Source organism: Marinobacter sp. DSM 26671, assembly GCF_900112835.1.
Taxonomy (GTDB): Bacteria; Pseudomonadota; Gammaproteobacteria; order Pseudomonadales; family Oleiphilaceae; genus Marinobacter; species Marinobacter flavimaris.
Genome location: NZ_FONF01000024.1, coordinates 33,555 through 50,928, shown reverse-complemented (window position 1 = coordinate 50,928; position 17,374 = coordinate 33,555). Strand labels below are relative to the sequence as shown.

At 57.9% G+C, this 17,374-nt stretch carries 15 protein-coding genes; 11 read left to right on the top strand and 4 right to left on the bottom strand.

The genetic code is table 11. The annotated features are described in order from the left end of the window. A partial coding sequence (locus tag BM035_RS19375; protein ID WP_139216046.1) for a transposase occupies window positions 1–305 on the top strand: 305 nt, incomplete at its 5' end. A 26-nt stretch (window positions 306–331) separates the two neighbouring features. Here the strand turns inward: BM035_RS19375 and BM035_RS19370 are convergent. Next, window positions 332–808 carry a hypothetical protein gene (locus BM035_RS19370; protein WP_092033857.1) on the bottom strand — a complete coding sequence of 159 codons (477 nt, stop codon included), beginning with the start codon at window positions 806–808 and terminating at the stop codon, window positions 332–334. 78 nt (window positions 809–886) lie between these two features. Then, entirely contained in the window at window positions 887–1,411 is a 525-nt protein-coding gene (locus tag BM035_RS19365) for a shikimate kinase (protein WP_092033854.1), read from the bottom strand. A gap of 179 nt (window positions 1,412–1,590) precedes the next feature. Here BM035_RS19365 and BM035_RS19360 point away from each other — a divergent pair, with 179 nt between their 5' ends. The 9 genes from BM035_RS19360 (at window position 1,591) to BM035_RS19320 (ending at window position 9,422) form a co-directional block, all read left to right on the top strand. Beyond that, entirely contained in the window at window positions 1,591–2,292 is a 702-nt protein-coding gene (locus tag BM035_RS19360; protein WP_062781562.1) for a lytic transglycosylase domain-containing protein, read from the top strand. A gap of 23 nt (window positions 2,293–2,315) precedes the next feature. Further along, window positions 2,316–3,248, top strand: a complete 933-nt coding sequence (locus tag BM035_RS19355) for a LysR family transcriptional regulator (RefSeq protein ID WP_014577952.1) — start codon at window positions 2,316–2,318, stop codon at window positions 3,246–3,248. A gap of 68 nt (window positions 3,249–3,316) precedes the next feature. Continuing rightward, window positions 3,317–4,132, top strand: a complete 816-nt coding sequence (locus BM035_RS19350; RefSeq protein WP_053112788.1) for a putative hydro-lyase — start codon at window positions 3,317–3,319, stop codon at window positions 4,130–4,132. Between the two features lie 51 nt (window positions 4,133–4,183). Continuing rightward, entirely contained in the window at window positions 4,184–5,149 is a 966-nt protein-coding gene (locus BM035_RS19345; RefSeq protein ID WP_014577954.1) for a TRAP transporter substrate-binding protein, read from the top strand. Window positions 5,150–5,207: 58 nt separating this feature from the next. After that, window positions 5,208–5,726, top strand: a complete 519-nt coding sequence (locus BM035_RS19340; protein WP_014577955.1) for a TRAP transporter small permease — start codon at window positions 5,208–5,210, stop codon at window positions 5,724–5,726. Then, on the top strand, window positions 5,726–7,033 hold the full coding sequence (locus BM035_RS19335) for a TRAP transporter large permease (protein ID WP_014577956.1): 1,308 nt from the start codon (window positions 5,726–5,728) through the stop codon (window positions 7,031–7,033). Before BM035_RS19340 ends, BM035_RS19335 begins: the two co-directional genes overlap by 1 nt. 31 nt (window positions 7,034–7,064) lie before the next feature. Continuing rightward, a complete protein-coding gene (locus tag BM035_RS19330; protein WP_053112789.1) occupies window positions 7,065–7,799 on the top strand; it encodes a 5-oxoprolinase subunit PxpA in 735 nt (244 codons plus the stop codon). Next, complete coding sequence (gene pxpB, locus BM035_RS19325) at window positions 7,796–8,488, top strand: 5-oxoprolinase subunit PxpB (protein ID WP_008173822.1); 693 nt, start codon at window positions 7,796–7,798, stop codon at window positions 8,486–8,488. The genes BM035_RS19330 and pxpB overlap by 4 nt, the downstream gene beginning before the upstream one ends. After that, complete coding sequence (locus BM035_RS19320; RefSeq protein ID WP_053112790.1) at window positions 8,478–9,422, top strand: 5-oxoprolinase subunit C family protein; 945 nt, start codon at window positions 8,478–8,480, stop codon at window positions 9,420–9,422. Before pxpB ends, BM035_RS19320 begins: the two co-directional genes overlap by 11 nt. A gap of 32 nt (window positions 9,423–9,454) precedes the next feature. Here BM035_RS19320 and putA read toward each other — a convergent pair whose 3' ends face one another. Together putA and BM035_RS19310 are read right to left on the bottom strand one after the other, a co-directional pair. After that, window positions 9,455–13,084, bottom strand: coding sequence for a bifunctional proline dehydrogenase/L-glutamate gamma-semialdehyde dehydrogenase PutA (gene putA, locus BM035_RS19315; protein WP_092033851.1), 3,630 nt, complete (start codon window positions 13,082–13,084; stop codon window positions 9,455–9,457). Window positions 13,085–13,254: 170 nt separating this feature from the next. Then, the gene (locus tag BM035_RS19310; protein ID WP_092033848.1) at window positions 13,255–16,749 is read right to left on the bottom strand and encodes an NAD-glutamate dehydrogenase; all 3,495 of its coding nucleotides are present in this window, start codon (window positions 16,747–16,749) and stop codon (window positions 13,255–13,257) included. 159 nt (window positions 16,750–16,908) lie between these two features. On the opposite strand from BM035_RS19310, the gene BM035_RS19305 reads away from it, so the two are divergent. Beyond that, complete coding sequence (locus BM035_RS19305) at window positions 16,909–17,361, top strand: Lrp/AsnC ligand binding domain-containing protein (RefSeq protein ID WP_008173814.1); 453 nt, start codon at window positions 16,909–16,911, stop codon at window positions 17,359–17,361. The last annotated feature ends 13 nt before the right edge of the window (window positions 17,362–17,374 follow it).

Sequence of the window (17,374 nt, the reverse complement as noted above, 5' to 3'; positions counted from 1 at the left end):
GCCAATACCCACAGATCTCTCGTTCCTGGCAAAGCCACTGGGATAACCTGATCACCATCTTCGAGTACCCGCCGGCGATCCGGAAAGTGATCTACACCACCAATGCCATTGAGTCGCTGAACAGCGTGATCCGCAAAGCGACCAAGCGCCGGAAGCTGTTCCCAAGTGATGACTCGGCCCTGAAAGTGGCCTTCCTGGCGATCCAACAGGCCTCAAAGAAATGGACCATGCCGATCCGTGATTGGAAGCCGGCATTGAATCGCTTTATTATCGAATTCGGTGACCGCCTGGACGGCCACCTGTAATGGGGTGGGCAGTTACACAGATTTATTTACAGGCTCTCGGAGCGTTTTTCCGAGTCCTGCAGCTCCTCCTCGGTGCTGTTCCATTGCTCTGAAAGCGCTTCATAGGCATCGGAGAATCCCTTTCGAGCCCTCTCCCAGGCGGATGCCGAGCTGTCTTTCAGTTCCTGATACCAGTTTTGGACACGCGCCCTCTGTTCCCGCAACGACTCGAGGCTCTTCTGGGACCGCTCCCGGGCGGTATCGCTCATATCGTCCCAGTTTTTCGAGAGTTGTTGCTCAAGCTCCTGGATGCGTTTATCCAGGGCCGACAATGTTTTGTTGATCGAATCCTCGGCCTGCTCTTTCTGATCAGAACCATACTCCTGAAGCGCCTCACCCAACTCACGGGTTTCCTGCTTAAGCGACTCCACGGAAGAATCCTCGGGTGATGTTTCAGCCAGAGCCGTTCCTGAAAACAGTCCAGCAAAAACGATCGCAAGTGCGTAAGTCCAGTTCTTCATCATTAAGTCCTCCCAACCCATCATGGGACTGTAGCAGCGAGGTCTGTCTGGATGCACCTTAACTTGAGCTAATACTGAAGTTCAGTATTGCGGCGAAATAAGGCTCTCGACCACCGCCTCACAGACCTGATCCTGATTGAGACCCTCCCCTTTCACCGTCACGTCCGCATACCGGGAATACAGTTCAAAACGCTCTTCGAACAGGGCGTCCAAAGATTGATCCGGCCTCCGGGAAATGCCCCGCATGCTGTGATCGCCGATTCGCTCGATAACCAGTTCAAGCGGGATGTCGAGAAACACCACGGTGCCGTTGCTTTTGAGATGTTCCATGGCACGTTCACTGTAGACGGCGCTGCCTCCCGTGCTGATAACCTTGTGCCGGACATCCAGCTTGAGAAGCACCTGTTCTTCTATTCGACGCAGGGCTATGTAGCCATCCTGGTCTACAATTGCCTGGAGAGTACGACCGGCTTCTTCCTGAATGAGCAAATCGGTATCGACAAACCCGAAACCCAGACGTTTGGCCAGCAGCACACCCACCGTGCTCTTGCCGCTGCCGGGCATGCCGATGAGAACGAGGTTGCCTGTGTCGGTCGGGTTAACCATGATGCTCTGGAGGGACCTCTCCATAGAATGAGAACTGGCCGGCATTAAACGCAGAACGTAACATTTTTACGACACAGCGCGCGCTTTATTCCGACCCGCAAGCCCGTATAATTCAGCCAACGGCGGTATTCAAAGAATACCTGAAGCCGGCCACAGACGGCATCTTTCGCGAGTGAGTAATGAACATCGGCAGATCTCTTCTGATCCCATCCATCGCAGCTCTTGTGCTTGCCCTGTCCGCATCCGCCCTGGCGGACGGCATCAAGCGTATCGTGCACCCGGATGGCACCGTCGAATTCACCAACGTAAAAAGTGCCGGCCAGCCCAGAGCCTCCAGCGGTAACGACACCGTCTACCGCTATACGGATGACAACGGCGTGGTTGCCTACAGCAGTATTCAGCCGGCTGCTGCCGAGTTCGACGTTATCCGTTTCCACTGCTACGCCTGCGACCCGGAATCCAGCGTCGACTGGCGCAAAACGCCGCTGTTCACCAAACCCTTCAATTCAGAAATCCAGACCGCGGCACAGGAGTTCGGAGTTGATCCCGCGCTGGTCCGCGCTGTGATTCACGCCGAATCGGCCTTCAATGAAAAAGCCCTCTCCCCGGTGGGAGCCCAGGGGCTGATGCAACTCATGCCCGGCACGGCTGAAGAACTGGGTGTACGGAACGCGTTGGCGGCTGCCGAGAATATCCGTGGCGGGGTGCATTATCTGGCCAAGATGCTCGACCGGTTCAATGGTGACATCCGGCTGGCCACCGCCGCCTACAACGCGGGGCCTGGCGCCGTCAGTCGATACCAGGGGGTACCGCCCTACGCCGAAACAAAGGCCTATGTCGAAAGGGTTGGCATCCTTCACGAGCGCTACGCCGCTCTGTAGGCCCCTCAGAGGTCCGATAACCAATGAATTTCAAGCGTCTGGAGACCTTCATCTGGGTTGCAACGCTTGGCAGCTTCCGCAAGGCCGCCGAGCACCAGCACACCACCCAGCCAGCCATTTCAAACCGAATTGCCGCGCTTGAAGACGAGCTTGGCGTCAGGCTGTTCGAGCGGGAATCCGGGCACAGCAAGCTTACGAGCAAGGGGCAGGAGCTGCTGCCCTATGCCGAGAAAATTGTCTTCATGGCCCAGCAGCTGCGCAAGCGCGCAGACCGGGGGGCGTCGCTCTCCGGCATTCTCAGGCTCGGGGTCTCCGAAACAATTGTGCACTCCTGGCTGCCGCGTTTTTTCCGGGAACTGCACGAAACGGCCCCCAATCTGGATGTGGAAATTACCGTGGATGTCTCCGGCAACCTCCGATCCGGTTTGCTGGACCGGAGCCTCGATCTGGCCTTCCTGATGGGGCCCGTATCTGAGCCGAAAATTGAAAACCGCGCGCTTTGCAGTTTCCCACTGATCTGGGTCGCCAGTCCCGAGCTCAACCTCCCGGATCGGCTCCTGGCTCTCAAGGAGCTGGCCGAATGGCCCATCATTACTTATGCCAGGAACACCAAACCCTTTGCTGAAATCAGCCAGAAATTCAGCGAGATGGATGAACTCCCTGCCCGTTTCTATTCCTCAAGTTCGCTGGCAGCCTGCCGGCAATTGACCCTGGATGGCATTGGTATCTCTACGCTTCCGCTGAGCGTGATCAAGCATGAACTGGAAAGCGGTCGTCTGGTCCAGCTCAACACCTCGTGGACGCCCTCCGAGCTCGCCTTCACCGCGTCTTATTCCGGTGCCCCTTTCAACCCGATTGCCGAACTCGCAGCAAACCTTGGTGTGATGGTTTCTGACGAATACGACCGGACAACACATCACGAAAACTTATCGCCAGACCTAAAAAACGATAATTAGACTTTTTCACCAGCCGGTATACCCTGAAATTTAGTTGTAAAAAACAATTTCAATCAGGGGTTACCGTCATGCACACCGGTGCGTATTCCGATTTCAAGAACAACCTGCTTGATCAGGCCTCAGAATTACGCGCTCGCATTCGTTCGGGCGCCCACACAGCGCCCACAAGTGGCCTGGCCAACAGCCTCTTGCAGGGGAACGTGGTCATCCTGCCGTCCGAATGGGCCGGGGATTTTCTCCTATACTGTCAGAATAACCCGGTTTCCTGTCCCCTGATCGGCATGTCTCAACCCGGGGACCCGACCCTCCCCGACCTTGGACACGATCTGGATATCCGGACCGATGTGCCTGAATACCAGGTTTTCCGGAATGGCGAGCGAGCAGAGACAGCCACAGACCTCAAGAGCCTCTGGCGGGACGACCTGGTGACCTTTGTCCTGGGCTGTTCATTCTCGTTTGAGGATGCCTTGATCAGGGCCGGGCTCTCGGTGCGGAACGTGGACGAGGGACGGAACGTTTCAATGTTCCGCTCGAATATCGCTACCCGGCCCGCCGGCCCGTTCAGTGGCAACATGGTGGTCTCCATGCGCCCGTTCAATGGTGCGGATGCAATCCGCGCGATACAGATTACGACCCGCCTGCCAAAGGCCCACGGTGCACCGGTTCATATCGGCGATCCGGCGCTCATTGGCATTGAGGACGTTAACCAGCCTGATTTTGGAGATCCGGTAACGATCAGGCCGGGCGAACTTCCGCTGTTCTGGGCCTGCGGGGTTACCCCGCAACTGGCCCTCGAGAACGCTCGCCTGCCTTTCGCAATAACCCATGTACCGGGAAAAATGCTGCTTACCGAGCGGCTGAATGAAGAACTGGCGGTACTCTGAAGCCGCCGTTCAACTGAAACGATAAAAAAACAGAAACACGGGAGATTCGTTATGTTCAAAAAACTCGCCACAGCCACCCTGGTTACCGGGGCGCTGCTGACTTCATCCGTTCAGGCTCAGCAATGGCACATGCCAACGCCTTACGGCGATGCCAACCTGCCTACCCAGATTGCCTACGGTTTTGCCGAGGACATTAAAAACGGCACCGATGGTGACCTCACCATCACCGTTCATTCCGGTGCCTCCCTGGTCAAGCACCCGGAAATTCCCCGGGCAGTAAGAACCGGTCAGGTGCAGCTGGGTGAAATCTTCATCGGCATCATGGGCAACACCCATCCGGTGTTCAAACACGACAACATTCCGTTCCTGGCAACCAGCTTCGAAGATGCCAAAAGACTCTGGGAAGCCGCCAAGCCCCAGATCGAAAAGCAGCTGGACAAGGAAGGCATGACCCTGCTTTACACCGTGCCATGGCCCGCCCAGAGCCTGTATACCAAAGCCCCGGTCAACACCCTGGAAGACCTGCAAGGCCTGAAGATGCGGGCTTACAGCCCTTCCACTTCGCGTCTCGCTGACCTGATGAACACAACCCCGACAACGGTTCAGGTGCCCGAGATCCCGCAGGCGTTCAGCACCGGCATTATTGATGCCATGATCACCTCACCGTCGACAGGCGCCAACGGGCAGGCCTGGGATTACCTTTCCCACTACACCGATATCAAGGCCTGGATTCCCAAGAACGTTGTGGTCGTCAACAAGCGTGCTTTCCGTCGCCTGAGCGATGAACAGCGCCAGGTGATCCTGGATGCGGCCGCTGCGGCCGAGGCCAAAGGCTGGGAAGGCGTTCGCAAGACCGCCGCTGAAGACACCGCCACTCTGGCGGAAAATGGCATCACGGTCTCCGAACCGTCTGATGAACTGATGGCCGAACTCCAGAAGATCGGCGACATCATGGTGGAAGAGTGGAAACAGGAAGCACCGGAAGAAGTCGGCGCTATCCTCTCCAACTACCGCTAAAAGTTCACTCAACGGAAGCCTCCCGAATATCGGGAGGCTGTTCCGGGAGGCATCCGTTATGAACTCTCTTCGAGAGAAATTTTATCTGGCATCCGGCTACGCTGCTGGTTTCTGCATCGCCCTGATCATGGTCGTCATCCTGGCGCAGATCGTCGGCCGCCTGTTCGGCTTTATCATTCCATCAGCGGAAGACGTGTCCGGCTGGGCGCTTGCAGCATCCACCTTCTTCGGTCTTGCCTACACCTTTCATAACGGCGGCCATATCCGGGTCACCCTGGTTATCCAGAAGTGGTCGGCACGGCCGAGATTCTGGCAGGAGCTGGTCGTACTTATTTTCGGGTTCGCACTCGCCTGCTATATGACATTCTATTGCTGGCACATGGTCTGGGAATCCTACATTTTCGAGGAGGTCTCCCACGGCTATATTCCCGTTCCCATCTGGATCCCGCAGGTTCCGGTTGCACTGGGGATGACCGCACTCAACATTGCCATCCTGGACGATCTGGTTGCTGTGATTCGCAAGCGCACACCGTCCTATCAGCAGCATGAAGACGAGCTGAACCTGGAGGACGTGTAATGGATATCGCGTTTCTCTCCATTGTACTGGCCGTGGCGATGATCCTGATGCTCGCGGTGGGCGTGTGGGTGTCTCTGACGCTGGTTGGCATTGGCGTTCTGGGCCTGCTGCTCTCAGGCAACGATCAGATCGGCCTGTTGTTCGCCACATCGAGCTGGGGCGCCAGTACCAGTTGGTCCCTGACGGCCCTGCCCATGTTCATCTGGATGGGCGAGGTTCTGTTTCGTACCCGACTTTCCGAGGATCTGTTCAAGGGTCTGGCCCCCTGGATGGGCGGACTGCCCGGCAAGCTCCTCCATGTGAATATTCTGAGCTGTGGCATTTTTGCGGCAGTTTCCGGCTCCTCAGCTGCCACGGCCGCAACCATTGGCCGAATGACCCTGCCGGAACTGAAGGCCCAGGGTTACAGCGACAAGATGGCGGTAGGCACCCTGGCCGGCTCCGGCACGCTGGGGCTGTTGATTCCACCCTCCATTATTCTGATTGTTTATGGCGTGGCCGCGGAAGTTTCCATTGGCCGCCTGTTTATTGCCGGTGCTCTGCCCGGCCTGATGCTGGTTGCCATGTTCATGGGCTACACCATGATCTGGGCCAAGCTCAACAAAGATCAGCTGCCAACCACCAAAAAGGAAAACCTGGCGTTCTCGGTCAAGATCAAGGCCCTGAAGATGCTACTCCCGATCGTTGGCCTGATCATTTTCGTACTCGGTTCTATCTATACCGGTTTTGCCACGCCAACCGAAGCCGCTGCACTGGGCGTGTTCGGCGCGCTGATCATCGCGGCCGCAACCGGTTCACTCAGCATCCAGAGTTTCAAGGACAGTCTGTTGGGCGCTGTGAAAAGCTCCTGCATGATCGGCCTGATTCTCGTCGGTGCCCACTTTCTGACCCTGGCCATGGGCTTCCTGGGTATTCCGCGGGAACTGGCCGCCTGGATCGGCAGCATGTCCCTGTCACCGTTCGAACTTCTGGTTGGACTGACAGTGCTGTTCGTCCTGCTCGGCTGTTTCCTGGACGGGATTTCGGTTGTGGTTCTGACCGTGGCGGTTGTCATGCCGATGGTTCAGCAGGCCGGCATCGACTTGCTCTGGTTCGGGATCTTTATTGTGCTGGTGGTAGAGATGGCACAGATTACGCCCCCGGTGGGTTTCAACCTGTTTGTCATCCAGGCCCTGACAGGTAAAGACATACTGTACGTGGCCCGGGCAGCCCTGCCGTTCTTCCTGCTGATCATGGCAGCACTTTTCCTGATCGGCTGGTTCCCGGAGATTGTCACCTACCTGCCCCAGACCATGAGCCAGGGGTAATGCAGGACACAACGTTTTTCGGAGGTACACAATGAAACTCAACTGCGACATGGGCGAGAGCTTCGGCACCTGGACCAAGGGCATGGATGCCGAAGTCATGCCCTACATTGATATGGCCAGTATTGCCTGCGGGTTTCATGCATCCGACCCGCTGACCATGGACCACACGGTCAAACTGGCTCTGGCCCAGAACGTGACCATTGGCGCCCACCCGGGCTACCCGGACCTGCTGGGGTTTGGCCGTCGGGACATGGACTGCCGCCCGGACGAGCTCAAGGCTATCCTGGTTTACCAGATGGCGGCGCTCAACGGCATCTGCCAGGTACATGGCACTTCCATCTCCTACGTGAAGCCCCACGGCGCCCTGTATAACCGGATGATGGTCGATAACACCACCTTGTCCGTGGTTATGTCCGCCGTTCGCTCCTACGCACCAAAGTGCCCCCTGGTGGTCATGGCAACGCCGGACTGGCAACAGGTCAAGGATCGCGCGGACGAATATGGCATCGAGGTCTGGTTCGAGGCGTTCTCTGATCGCGCCTACAGCGACGAGGGCAGACTGGTAAAACGGTCGGTTCGTGGTGCCGTGCACGAGACAACCGAAGCCATTGAGGCGCAGGTCACCCAGATTATCCGCGAAGGAACGGTCACCTCGATCTCGGGCAAACATATTCCGATCAAGGCCGATACCATCTGTATTCACGGCGACAGCTACCATGCCGTCGACGCTGCACGGCATATGCGACAGGTCGTGGAAGCGCTATGAGGATCGAGTCGGTCAACGAAAACACCTGCATGGTGTATTTTGGCGACCAGATCGGTGCGGAATCCGCAGGCCTGGTCAAGCGGGCCACAGACCGGCTGCGGCGCGACATGTCCGACCTCATTGTTGACCTGGTTCCCTCATACACCTCAATTCTGGTGACCTGGGATCTGGAACAGGCTGACCGGTTTGCCATCGTTCGCAGAGTACGCGCAGCGATCGACTCCGAGGATGATGGTTCCACCGAGGGCGACTCTGCCCGCATCGTCGAGCTGCCCGTCTACTATGATCGCGAAGTGGGTCTGGACCTGGAGGATGTCTGCGAGCATGCCGGCCTGTCCCGGGACGAGGTCGTTCGCATTCACAGTGAACAGCTTTATCAGGTCTACGCCATCGGCTTCGCTCCGGGGTTTGCCTACCTGGGAAGTACCGACGAACGGATTGCCATTCCGCGGAAATCCACGCCCCGACTGAAAGTCCCTACCGGCAGCGTCGGTATCGCAGGCACCCAAACCGCAATCTACCCGAGCTGCACACCGGGTGGCTGGCAAATCATTGGCCGCACGCCGCAGAAAATGGTGGATTGGGACAGCGACTCTCTGGCCCTGGTACAGGTCGGCGATCAGGTGCGCTTTCGCGCCATAAGCCGGGACGAATTCCTGGAGCTGGGAGGCAACCTCGATGAGCTTTGAAGTCCTCGAACCCGGAATGCTGGCCCTTGTTCAGGATGCCGGCCGCCACGGCTACCAGCATATGGGCGTGACCACCGGCGGCCCCATGGACGAGTTTGCATTTTTCTGGGCGAACCGCCTGCTGGGCAATGATCTCGATGCCCCACAGATCGAAATCACCTTTGGCAGGTTCAGCCTGAAGGCGAACCATGAGGCCTGCATTGCCATTACCGGCGGCGATCTGGGCGCCCGTATCAACGATCAGGCCATTGCGCCCTGGCGCACCCATCACATCAATAAGGGCGACAGACTGGACTTCACCACGCCTGTGAACGGCTTGCGGGCCTACCTGGCGGTCAGCGGCGGATTCAAGCCAGCCATGAAGCTTGGCAGTTGCGCCACCGTGGCACGCGAGGGCCTGGGCGGCCTGGATGGCAAAGGCGCGAAACTGGCCAAGGGCGATACGCTGGAGTTTGAGAAAAACGCATCGTTTGTTGAAGCTTTTCTTCCCGAGCCGGAAGTCCCCGATTATCAACAACACCTGCGCCTGGGGGTTATTCCCGGCTATCAGTATCGGAGCTTCTCTATAGTTCAGCGGGAGAAGTTTTTCTCGTGCGATTACGAAATCAGCCAGAATATCGATCGCATGGGGTATCGACTGAAAGGTGATGCCATCTATTCGGATCTGGACGGGATTGTCTCGGAGGGGATTGCCTATGGGGCTATTCAGGTACCGAAAGACGGTCAGCCCATTGTTCTGATGAAAGACCGGCAGACCATTGGCGGCTATCCGAAAATCGGCTGCCTGAGCGCTCTCGATGCGGGCCTTCTGGCCCAGAGGGGGCCGGGGTCATCGGTCAGTTTCTATCTTTCGGACGTTGCCGAGGCCGAAGGCCGCCGGATGCTGTTTAACCAACGTCTGAAAACAGGCGCGCCCGACATCAGGACTGACTGACGCCGGGCGCGCATGGTACCGATTACCGCCGATTATTCGGAGGCGGCAATCAGACTGGCGTTACCGCCCGCGGCCGTTGTGTCGACACATAGGTGGCGTTCGATCACAAATCGCTGATCCAGCGTGTGCTCAGTGATCAGCGGTAGCAACGCACCATCACGCTTGGCCAGTGCCTCGCGATAGGCTTTCAGCAGGGGCTGATCGCCACAGCTGACTACCGCCTCGAAGCCATCGATGGTTGCCAGTGCTTCCGGCTCCAACAGACCCTCGGCGCCAACAATCGGCAGCCCGGCCTTATTCGCTTGATCGACCACATCCTGGGTGCCCGGTGCAATCACCACCACCTTGTTGCCCTGTGACAACGCGGTACCCGCCTGCTCCAGAGCGGTTTCCTTGTCCGGTCCCAGACACAGCACCACGCCACGGGCATGGTTGGACAGGCGGTTGGTCTCACCCGTTGGCCCGGGTAGCGCTTCCACGTGAGCGTCCAGTGGCTCCGGAACATTGCCAAAGATGGGCCGGATTGCGTCCATACGAGCTTCAGGCCTGGACGTCTTCAGTTTGTCCAGCTGCCCGATGAGCTTCTGCAACTGCTTGGCATCCACCTTCCTGGCGTTCGAATCCGCCTCGCGCTCGACCGTTTCACCTTTCAGGAAACGACGGACGTACTGCGGACCACCGGCCTTTGGACCGGTGCCAGACAGGCCTTCACCACCGAATGGCTGGGAGCCCACGATGGCACCGATCTGGTTGCGGTTCACATAGGTGTTACCCACCTTGATCCGGCTGGTAATACGCTCGACGCGGCGATCAACACGGCTGTGGATGCCAAACGTCAGGCCGTAGCCCTTGGCGTTGATGTCGTCCACCACCTTGTCGATGTTCTTCGCCTCGAACGTGGCCACGTGCAGGACTGGCCCGAAGATTTCTTCTTCCAGCTCCTCAATACCACTGACGCTGAGAACTGCCGGCGAAACGAACAGGCCTTTCTCGGGGACTGTCATTTTCTTCAGCAACTTGCCGTTGCGCTCGAACTTCTCGCAGTGGTCCACGATCTTCTTGCGGGCGTTCTCGTCGATCACCGGGCCCACATCCGTGGACAGCAGCCAGGGATCGCCGATGCCGAGCTCTTCCATTGCACCGTAGAGCATTTCCAGAAGGCCATCGGCAATGTCTCTCTGCACATAGAGCATACGCAGGGCGGAACACCGCTGACCGGCACTCTGGAACGAAGACGCCAGCACGTCACGGACGACCTGCTCCGGCAATGCCGTGGAGTCCACGATCATCGCGTTCAGACCACCGGTCTCTGCCACCAGCGGCGCGTCCGGCGCCATGTTCTCGGTCATGACCTTGTTAATGCGCTGGGCAGTAGCGGTAGAACCGGTAAAGCACACGCCGCTCACCCGCGAATCGGAGGTCAGGGCTGCACCCACGGTTGCGCCGGTACCCGGCACCAACTGGATGGCATCCTTCGGGATACCCGCCTGATGCATCAGTTCCACGGCGCGAATAGCCAGCAAGGATGTCTGCTCAGCCGGCTTCGCCACCACGGTGTTACCTGCCGCGAGGTTGGCCAGAATCTGCCCGGTGAAGATCGCCAGCGGGAAGTTCCAGGGCGAAATACAACACATCACGCCGCGGGCATCGCCGCTGTCTTTATAGCGGATGGCCTCGTTGGCGTAGTACTGTGAGAAATCGACCGCTTCACGGATCTCAGCAACCGCATCCAGCAGGGATTTGCCCGCTTCACGGGTAGTGAGCGCGAACAACTCGGCGTAGTTCTCCTCGTACAGGTCGCCCACCTTGCGAACGCAGGCAGCACGCTCTTCAGCCGATTTGGCGGACCAGCTCTCGAACGCGGCCGCCGCTGAGGTAATCGCGGTGTCTACATCAGCATCGGAGGCCTGGGTGACGTGGCCAACCAGATCATCCGGATCGGCCGGGTTACGTACCACCTGGATTTCGGTACCGGCCACCTCACCCGCAATCAGCGGACCACCTTTCCAGCGATAGTCTTTGTAGGCTCCGCGACCTTTCTCGATCTCGTTAACCGTGACCGGATCGGTAATATCCCAGCCTTTGGAGTTGCGACGCTGATCGCCAAACAGCTTGAACGGGTGCACGATCGCCTTGCTGGAAATGTTATTGCCCATCTCCTCAACGCTGACAATCGGATCCTTGGCAATCTCTTCCGGTGTGATGCGCTTGTCCACAATCTGGTTCACGAAGGAGCTGTTGGCACCGTTCTCCAACAAACGACGCACCAGGTACGCCAGAAGATCCTTGTGCGGGCCAACCGGCGCATAAATGCGACAGGGCACACCACTGACCTTCAGAACCTCATTGTGCAGGGATTCGCCCATGCCGTGGAGGCGCTGGAATTCGTAGTTGTCCACACCCTTGGTCTTGGCCATTTCGAGAATGGCAGATACCGAATGCGCGTTGTGGGTGGCGAACTGTGGGTAAATCCGGTTCGTCATGTTCAACAGCTTGGTGGCGCAGGACAGGAAAGAGACGTCACTGCAGGCCTTGCGGGTAAACACGGGGAACCCGTTCAGACCCATAACCTGGGCACGCTTGATTTCAGCATCCCAATAGGCGCCTTTCACCAGACGCACCATGAACTTGCGGTCGTACTTCTCCGCCAGCCCGTAGAGCCAGTCGAGTACGAAAGAGGAGCGCTTGCCATACGCCTGAACAACCACGCCAAAGCCATCCCAGCCTGCAAGCTCGGGATCCGCCACCAGCTCCTCAATCACATCCAGAGACAGATCCAGACGATCCTGCTCCTCGGCATCGATATTGAAGCCCATATTCGCAGCCGCGGCCTTTTTGACCAGTTCGCGGGCCCGGGGCAGCAACTCGTTCATGACCCGCTCTTTGTTGCCGTACTCGTAACGGGCCAGCAGGGCGGAGAGCTTGACCGAGATGCCGGGGTTCTTGCGGACATCGCCCTTGCTCGCCTTGGCAATGCTGTCGATGGCGTTGGAGTAGGAGTCGTAATAACGCTTGGCGTCATCATCGGTGCGGGCAGCTTCGCCCAGCATGTCGTAGGAATAGGTGTAACCCTTGGCCATGTATTCCTTGGCCTCATCCTGGGCTTCATCGATATCGCGACCCAGAACGAACTGTCGCCCCATCTCTTTCATCGCCTGACCGGCCACAGTACGGATAACCGGCTCGCCGAAGCGCTTGAGCAGCTTGCGCAGGGTTTCACCCACGGTGTTGCGCTCGGAATCCTTGAGCAGGTTGCTGGTCATCAGCAGGGCAACGGTGGCGGTGTTGATCAGCCCAGAGGACGCCTTGCCCACGTGGGTGCCCCAGGCACCGGAGGTGATCTTGTCTTCGATCAGCTCGTGGATGGTGGTGTTGTCAGGCACGCGCAACAGCGCCTCGGCCAGACACATCAGGGCAACGCCTTCCTTGGTCGTCAGGCCATACTCCGCCAGGAATTTTTCCATGATGGTGGACTTGGCATTCTTGCGAACGCTGCGCACCAGTTCAGCCGCACGAGCGGAAATGGCGTCGCGCTCGGCCTGGGACAACTGGGCACCAGCAATCATCTCGTGGATAACCTTGTGCTCGTCAGCGAGATAATAATCACGAATCGCCTGCCGGCTATCGACAAGCTCGGGCGTCTGTGATTGCTGCGGTCTCATAGTTGTACCCTCTTAGTTGTTTGTCTCTCCGGCATTCTACCGAGATCGACAAAGACTATTTCGCTATAAATTCAAGGCAAGCGTGCCATTACGTCTTTAATACATCACAAAAAATTAATAATTTTCTCCAAAAAACGTGATTTTCAGTCACCTTGCCTGTCGTAGTCCTGCTATGCGGCTTTCAATGCCAGCTCTCTGAGCACTCCATGAGCGACTGAGAAAACGGCACAATCCACATCATTGGCGGCCTGCATGTCGTTCAGCATCCGCTCCCAGCGGGCGAGTAACATCCGCTTGTTCCCCCGCCACGCCTCAATCCGCTTCTCCGGCGTTCCATCGCCATCAACGGGCTCGGAAAACACGCTGAGCGTGAGATTCCGTAACTGATGATCCAGCTCGTCCCTGAAATGAATGGTCGCCAACACTTGCCAGTGGCCATTTGCCCGGAAGGCCCGCATTTGCCGGTCCAACCAGGTCAGGTTCAGGCTTTCACCGAGCGTGAAATACACCCAGGCCACCGACTCCAGCTTTTCGTCCAGCTGACGGGCGATCTCGACCATGTCCATCAGCCAGTAACGGCTTTCCGCGGAAGCGCACCAGGCGGAAAGATCTTCCGGAACCATCCGCTCACAGTATTCAGCATAGCGTTCATACCAGCGACTTGCAGGAATCACCGATTCAAGTCGGCTTTTTGAAGCCAGCACATCCGCCATGGGAGCCCGGTAATGGTCGATACAGGAAACCGGGTCCAGCGCCTGCCGGCGGTTCTGCAAGAGCCAGCTGGTGCTTCGGGTCACTAACCGGATGGCATCGGCGAACAGGTCTGCCTGAACGCCGGCGTCAATTTTTCCATCCAGTGATTCCATACTCTCCCAATGGGCGTCTACGTCATGTATTCGCAGGGAGATCAGGTAGGCCGAGGCAATCCGTCCAGCATCAGCCCCGGTAGCGCTGCGTATCCGGTCAAACCAGGTGATCCCCATGCGATTTACCATGTCGTTGGCAATCTGGGTGGCCGAGATTTCTGCACGCAGGGGATGGGCCCCCACCGCTTCCGGGAAGGCGGCCAGCAGAGAGGCCGGGAAAGCCGAGTGCAGCGCAGAATTGAATCGCGGGTCATGGACGATCGGTGATGCGACCAGGGCCTGCTTGAGTTCAATTTTTGCGTAGGAAACCAGTACCGCCAGTTCAGGGCGTGTCAGGCCGCCGCCGTGCTCACGGCGAGCCTGCAATTCTTCATCCGACGGAAGAAATTCGAGACTGCGGTCCAGTTTGCCTTCTGTCTCCAGCCTGCGCATCAGCCGTTCGTACTGGTCTGCGGTGGCAACTGCGGGGTTCTGGGCAAGACTCAGCGCCATCGCCTGTCGGTAATTGTTGCGCAGCACCAGTTCGGCCACCTCAGACGTCATGGCCCTGAGCATCCGGTTTCGCTCCGGAAGCGACATCAGCTGTCGGTGCACCAGGTCATTCAGCAGAATCTTGATGTTCACCTCATGGTCCGAGCAGTCGACGCCACCGGCGTTATCGATAAAATCACTGTTCACGGAGCCGCCACGACGGGCGAAGTCGATGCGGGCCTTCTGGGTAACACCCAGGTTCCCGCCTTCTCCCAATGCCTTGCATCGCAGTTCGTTACTGTCGATTCGAAGCGCATCGTTGGTTTTGTCGCCCACATCCTCATGGGACTCTGAAGGCGCCTTCACATAGGTCCCGATACCACCGTTCCAGAGCATGTCTACCGGCGCTTTCAACAAAGCGCTGATCAGATCCGCAGGCGACAGGCTGCGTGCCTTGATGCCCAACACCTTGCGCATCTGCGACGACACAGGAATAGACTTCATGGACCGGGAGAAAACACCACCCCCGTCGCTGATCAAGCCGGTGTCGTAATCGGCCCAGGAAGAGCCGGGCAGGCTGAACAGTCGCTGTCGCTCACGAAACGATGCTGCGGCATCCGGATTCGGGTCGACAAAAATGTGCTGGTGGTTGAACGCGCCGACCAGGCGAATCCGGTCCGAGAGCAGCATGCCGTTGCCGAATACATCGCCACCCATATCGCCAATACCGACCACGGTGAACTCATCGCTCTGGGTATCGGTGCCTTTTTCCAGGAAGTGCCGTTTCACCGACTCCCAGGCGCCCCGGGCGGTGATACCCATTTTCTTGTGGTCGTAGCCCTCACTGCCCCCGGAGGCAAAGGCATCGCCCAGCCAGAAGTTGTACTCTGCCGCCAGTGCGTTGGCGATATCGGAAAACGTGGCTGTGCCCTTGTCGGCGGCGACCACCAGATAGGTGTCATCACTGTCATAGCGAACGACATTGGCAGGAGGGACTACCTGGCCGTCTTCAAGGTTATCAGTGATATCCAGCAGCCCCCTTATGAAGGTCTGATAGCAGGCAACCCCTTCTTCGCGAACGGCCTCCCGAGAGCCATCCCTGGGCGGCTGCTTCACCACGAAGCCACCCTTCGCGCCTGCAGGCACGATCACCGAGTTCTTGACCTGCTGGGCCTTCACCAGGCCAAGGATCTCCGTACGGTAATCCTCAATCCGGTCGGACCAGCGAAGGCCACCCCGCGCGACTGGCCCGGCACGCAGATGCACGCCTTCGATTCGGGGCGAATACACAAAAATCTCGAACTTTGGCCTTGGGCGCGGTATGTCAGGAATCGACGACGGATCCAGCTTGAGCGACAGATAGGACGGAAACCCGCCATCCTCCCGGACCTGGAAATAGTTGGTTCTCAGCGTTGCCCGAATGAGCATGAAGAAACGCCGCAGAATGCGGTCGTCATCGAGGCTCGCCACCGCTTCCAGCGAATCCCGCAGCTCTGCCTCAAGCTTTTCTGTCCTGGACTTACGTCCTTTTACCCCGGGCTCGAACCGATTGAAAAAGAACGCCACAAGCCGCGACGTGATATCCGGATGCCGGGCCAGGGTTTCTGCAATGAACGGCTGGCTGAACCCGAATCGCAGTTGTTTCACGTAACGGGCATAGGCTCGGATCAGCGCCACTTCCCGCCAGCTCAGGCCGCAGAGCATGATCAGCTGGTTGAAATCGTCGTTTTCTGCAAAGCCATTCCAGATCTCCCGGAACGCCGACTGGATCAGCGGCCTTGCAGTACGCAGGTCGGCCTGCAGGCACAGGTCGTGGAGTTCGACGGTAAAATCACTGACGCCGAAATTTTCGCCATCCCGTCGACGAACCCGGTATGGGTGCTCGCCCAGAACCCGCATACCCAGGTTCTCCAGAATCGGAATCACATCTGACAGGATAACCGGCTGGCCTTCGCTGTAGAGCTTGAAGTGGAATCCGGTTTCGGAAGGATCTCTGGGTTGGTAGAACCGCATGGGCACATCGGTGCTGACGGCAATGGACTGGATCTGCTCAATATCGGCAAGTGCCTCTGACACCGGAAACCTCGCCCGGTAGGCCGAAGGGAACCCGCCACTGAACACCTGGGCATAGCGCCCGCCAATCGAGTCGCCGAAACTCCGGACCAGCTCGCCGTGGAGGTCGTCATCCCAGGATCGGGACTCCTCCACCATCCGGGCCACGATCTCCCGGAGTTCAAGGGAGTCGTCGTTATCGGACGCCTGGTTCTGGAGGACATCGGCAAGCTGTTCCAGCAGGGTTTGTTTTTGTAATGCGCGGGAATCGGTCATCGAAACTCTCCGGACTTGGTAAACGTTCTTACTGGGCTGATGAACCTACCAGTATACGCAAGGCCGGAAAGTCACTTAGACCATATAGTTTCGGATTAGAGGAGTTTCGATTATATTTGCCATATGATTTAGCCGTTAATTTAACCTGGAACAGACAACATGGCCGAATTGGATCGAATAGACCAATCCATTATTCGCGAGCTACAGAAGAACTCCCGAATCACGGTAACCGAGCTTGCGTCCCGGGTGGGCCTTTCCAAAACTCCGTGCCAAGTGCGGATGCGCCGGCTTGAGGAGCACGGTTATATCACCGGTTATACGGCCCTGGTTAACCAGACCAAACTTGGTCTCAGCCACATTGCTTTCGCCCAGGTCACCCTGAACGACACCAGCAGCGGCGCCCTGACCGCCTTTAACAAAGCGGTTCAGAGCGTCTCGGCGGTGGAGCAGTGCCACATGATTGCCGGCAACTTCGACTACCTGTTAAAAGTCCGAACCCGCAACATGCAGGAATACCGGCAGGTTCTTGGGGAGGAAATCTCGGCTCTGCCCCACGTGCTGCAAACCAGCACGTTTGTGGTTATGGAGAACGTCAAGGACGCCGGGCTCTGAGAGCAACCTCCCC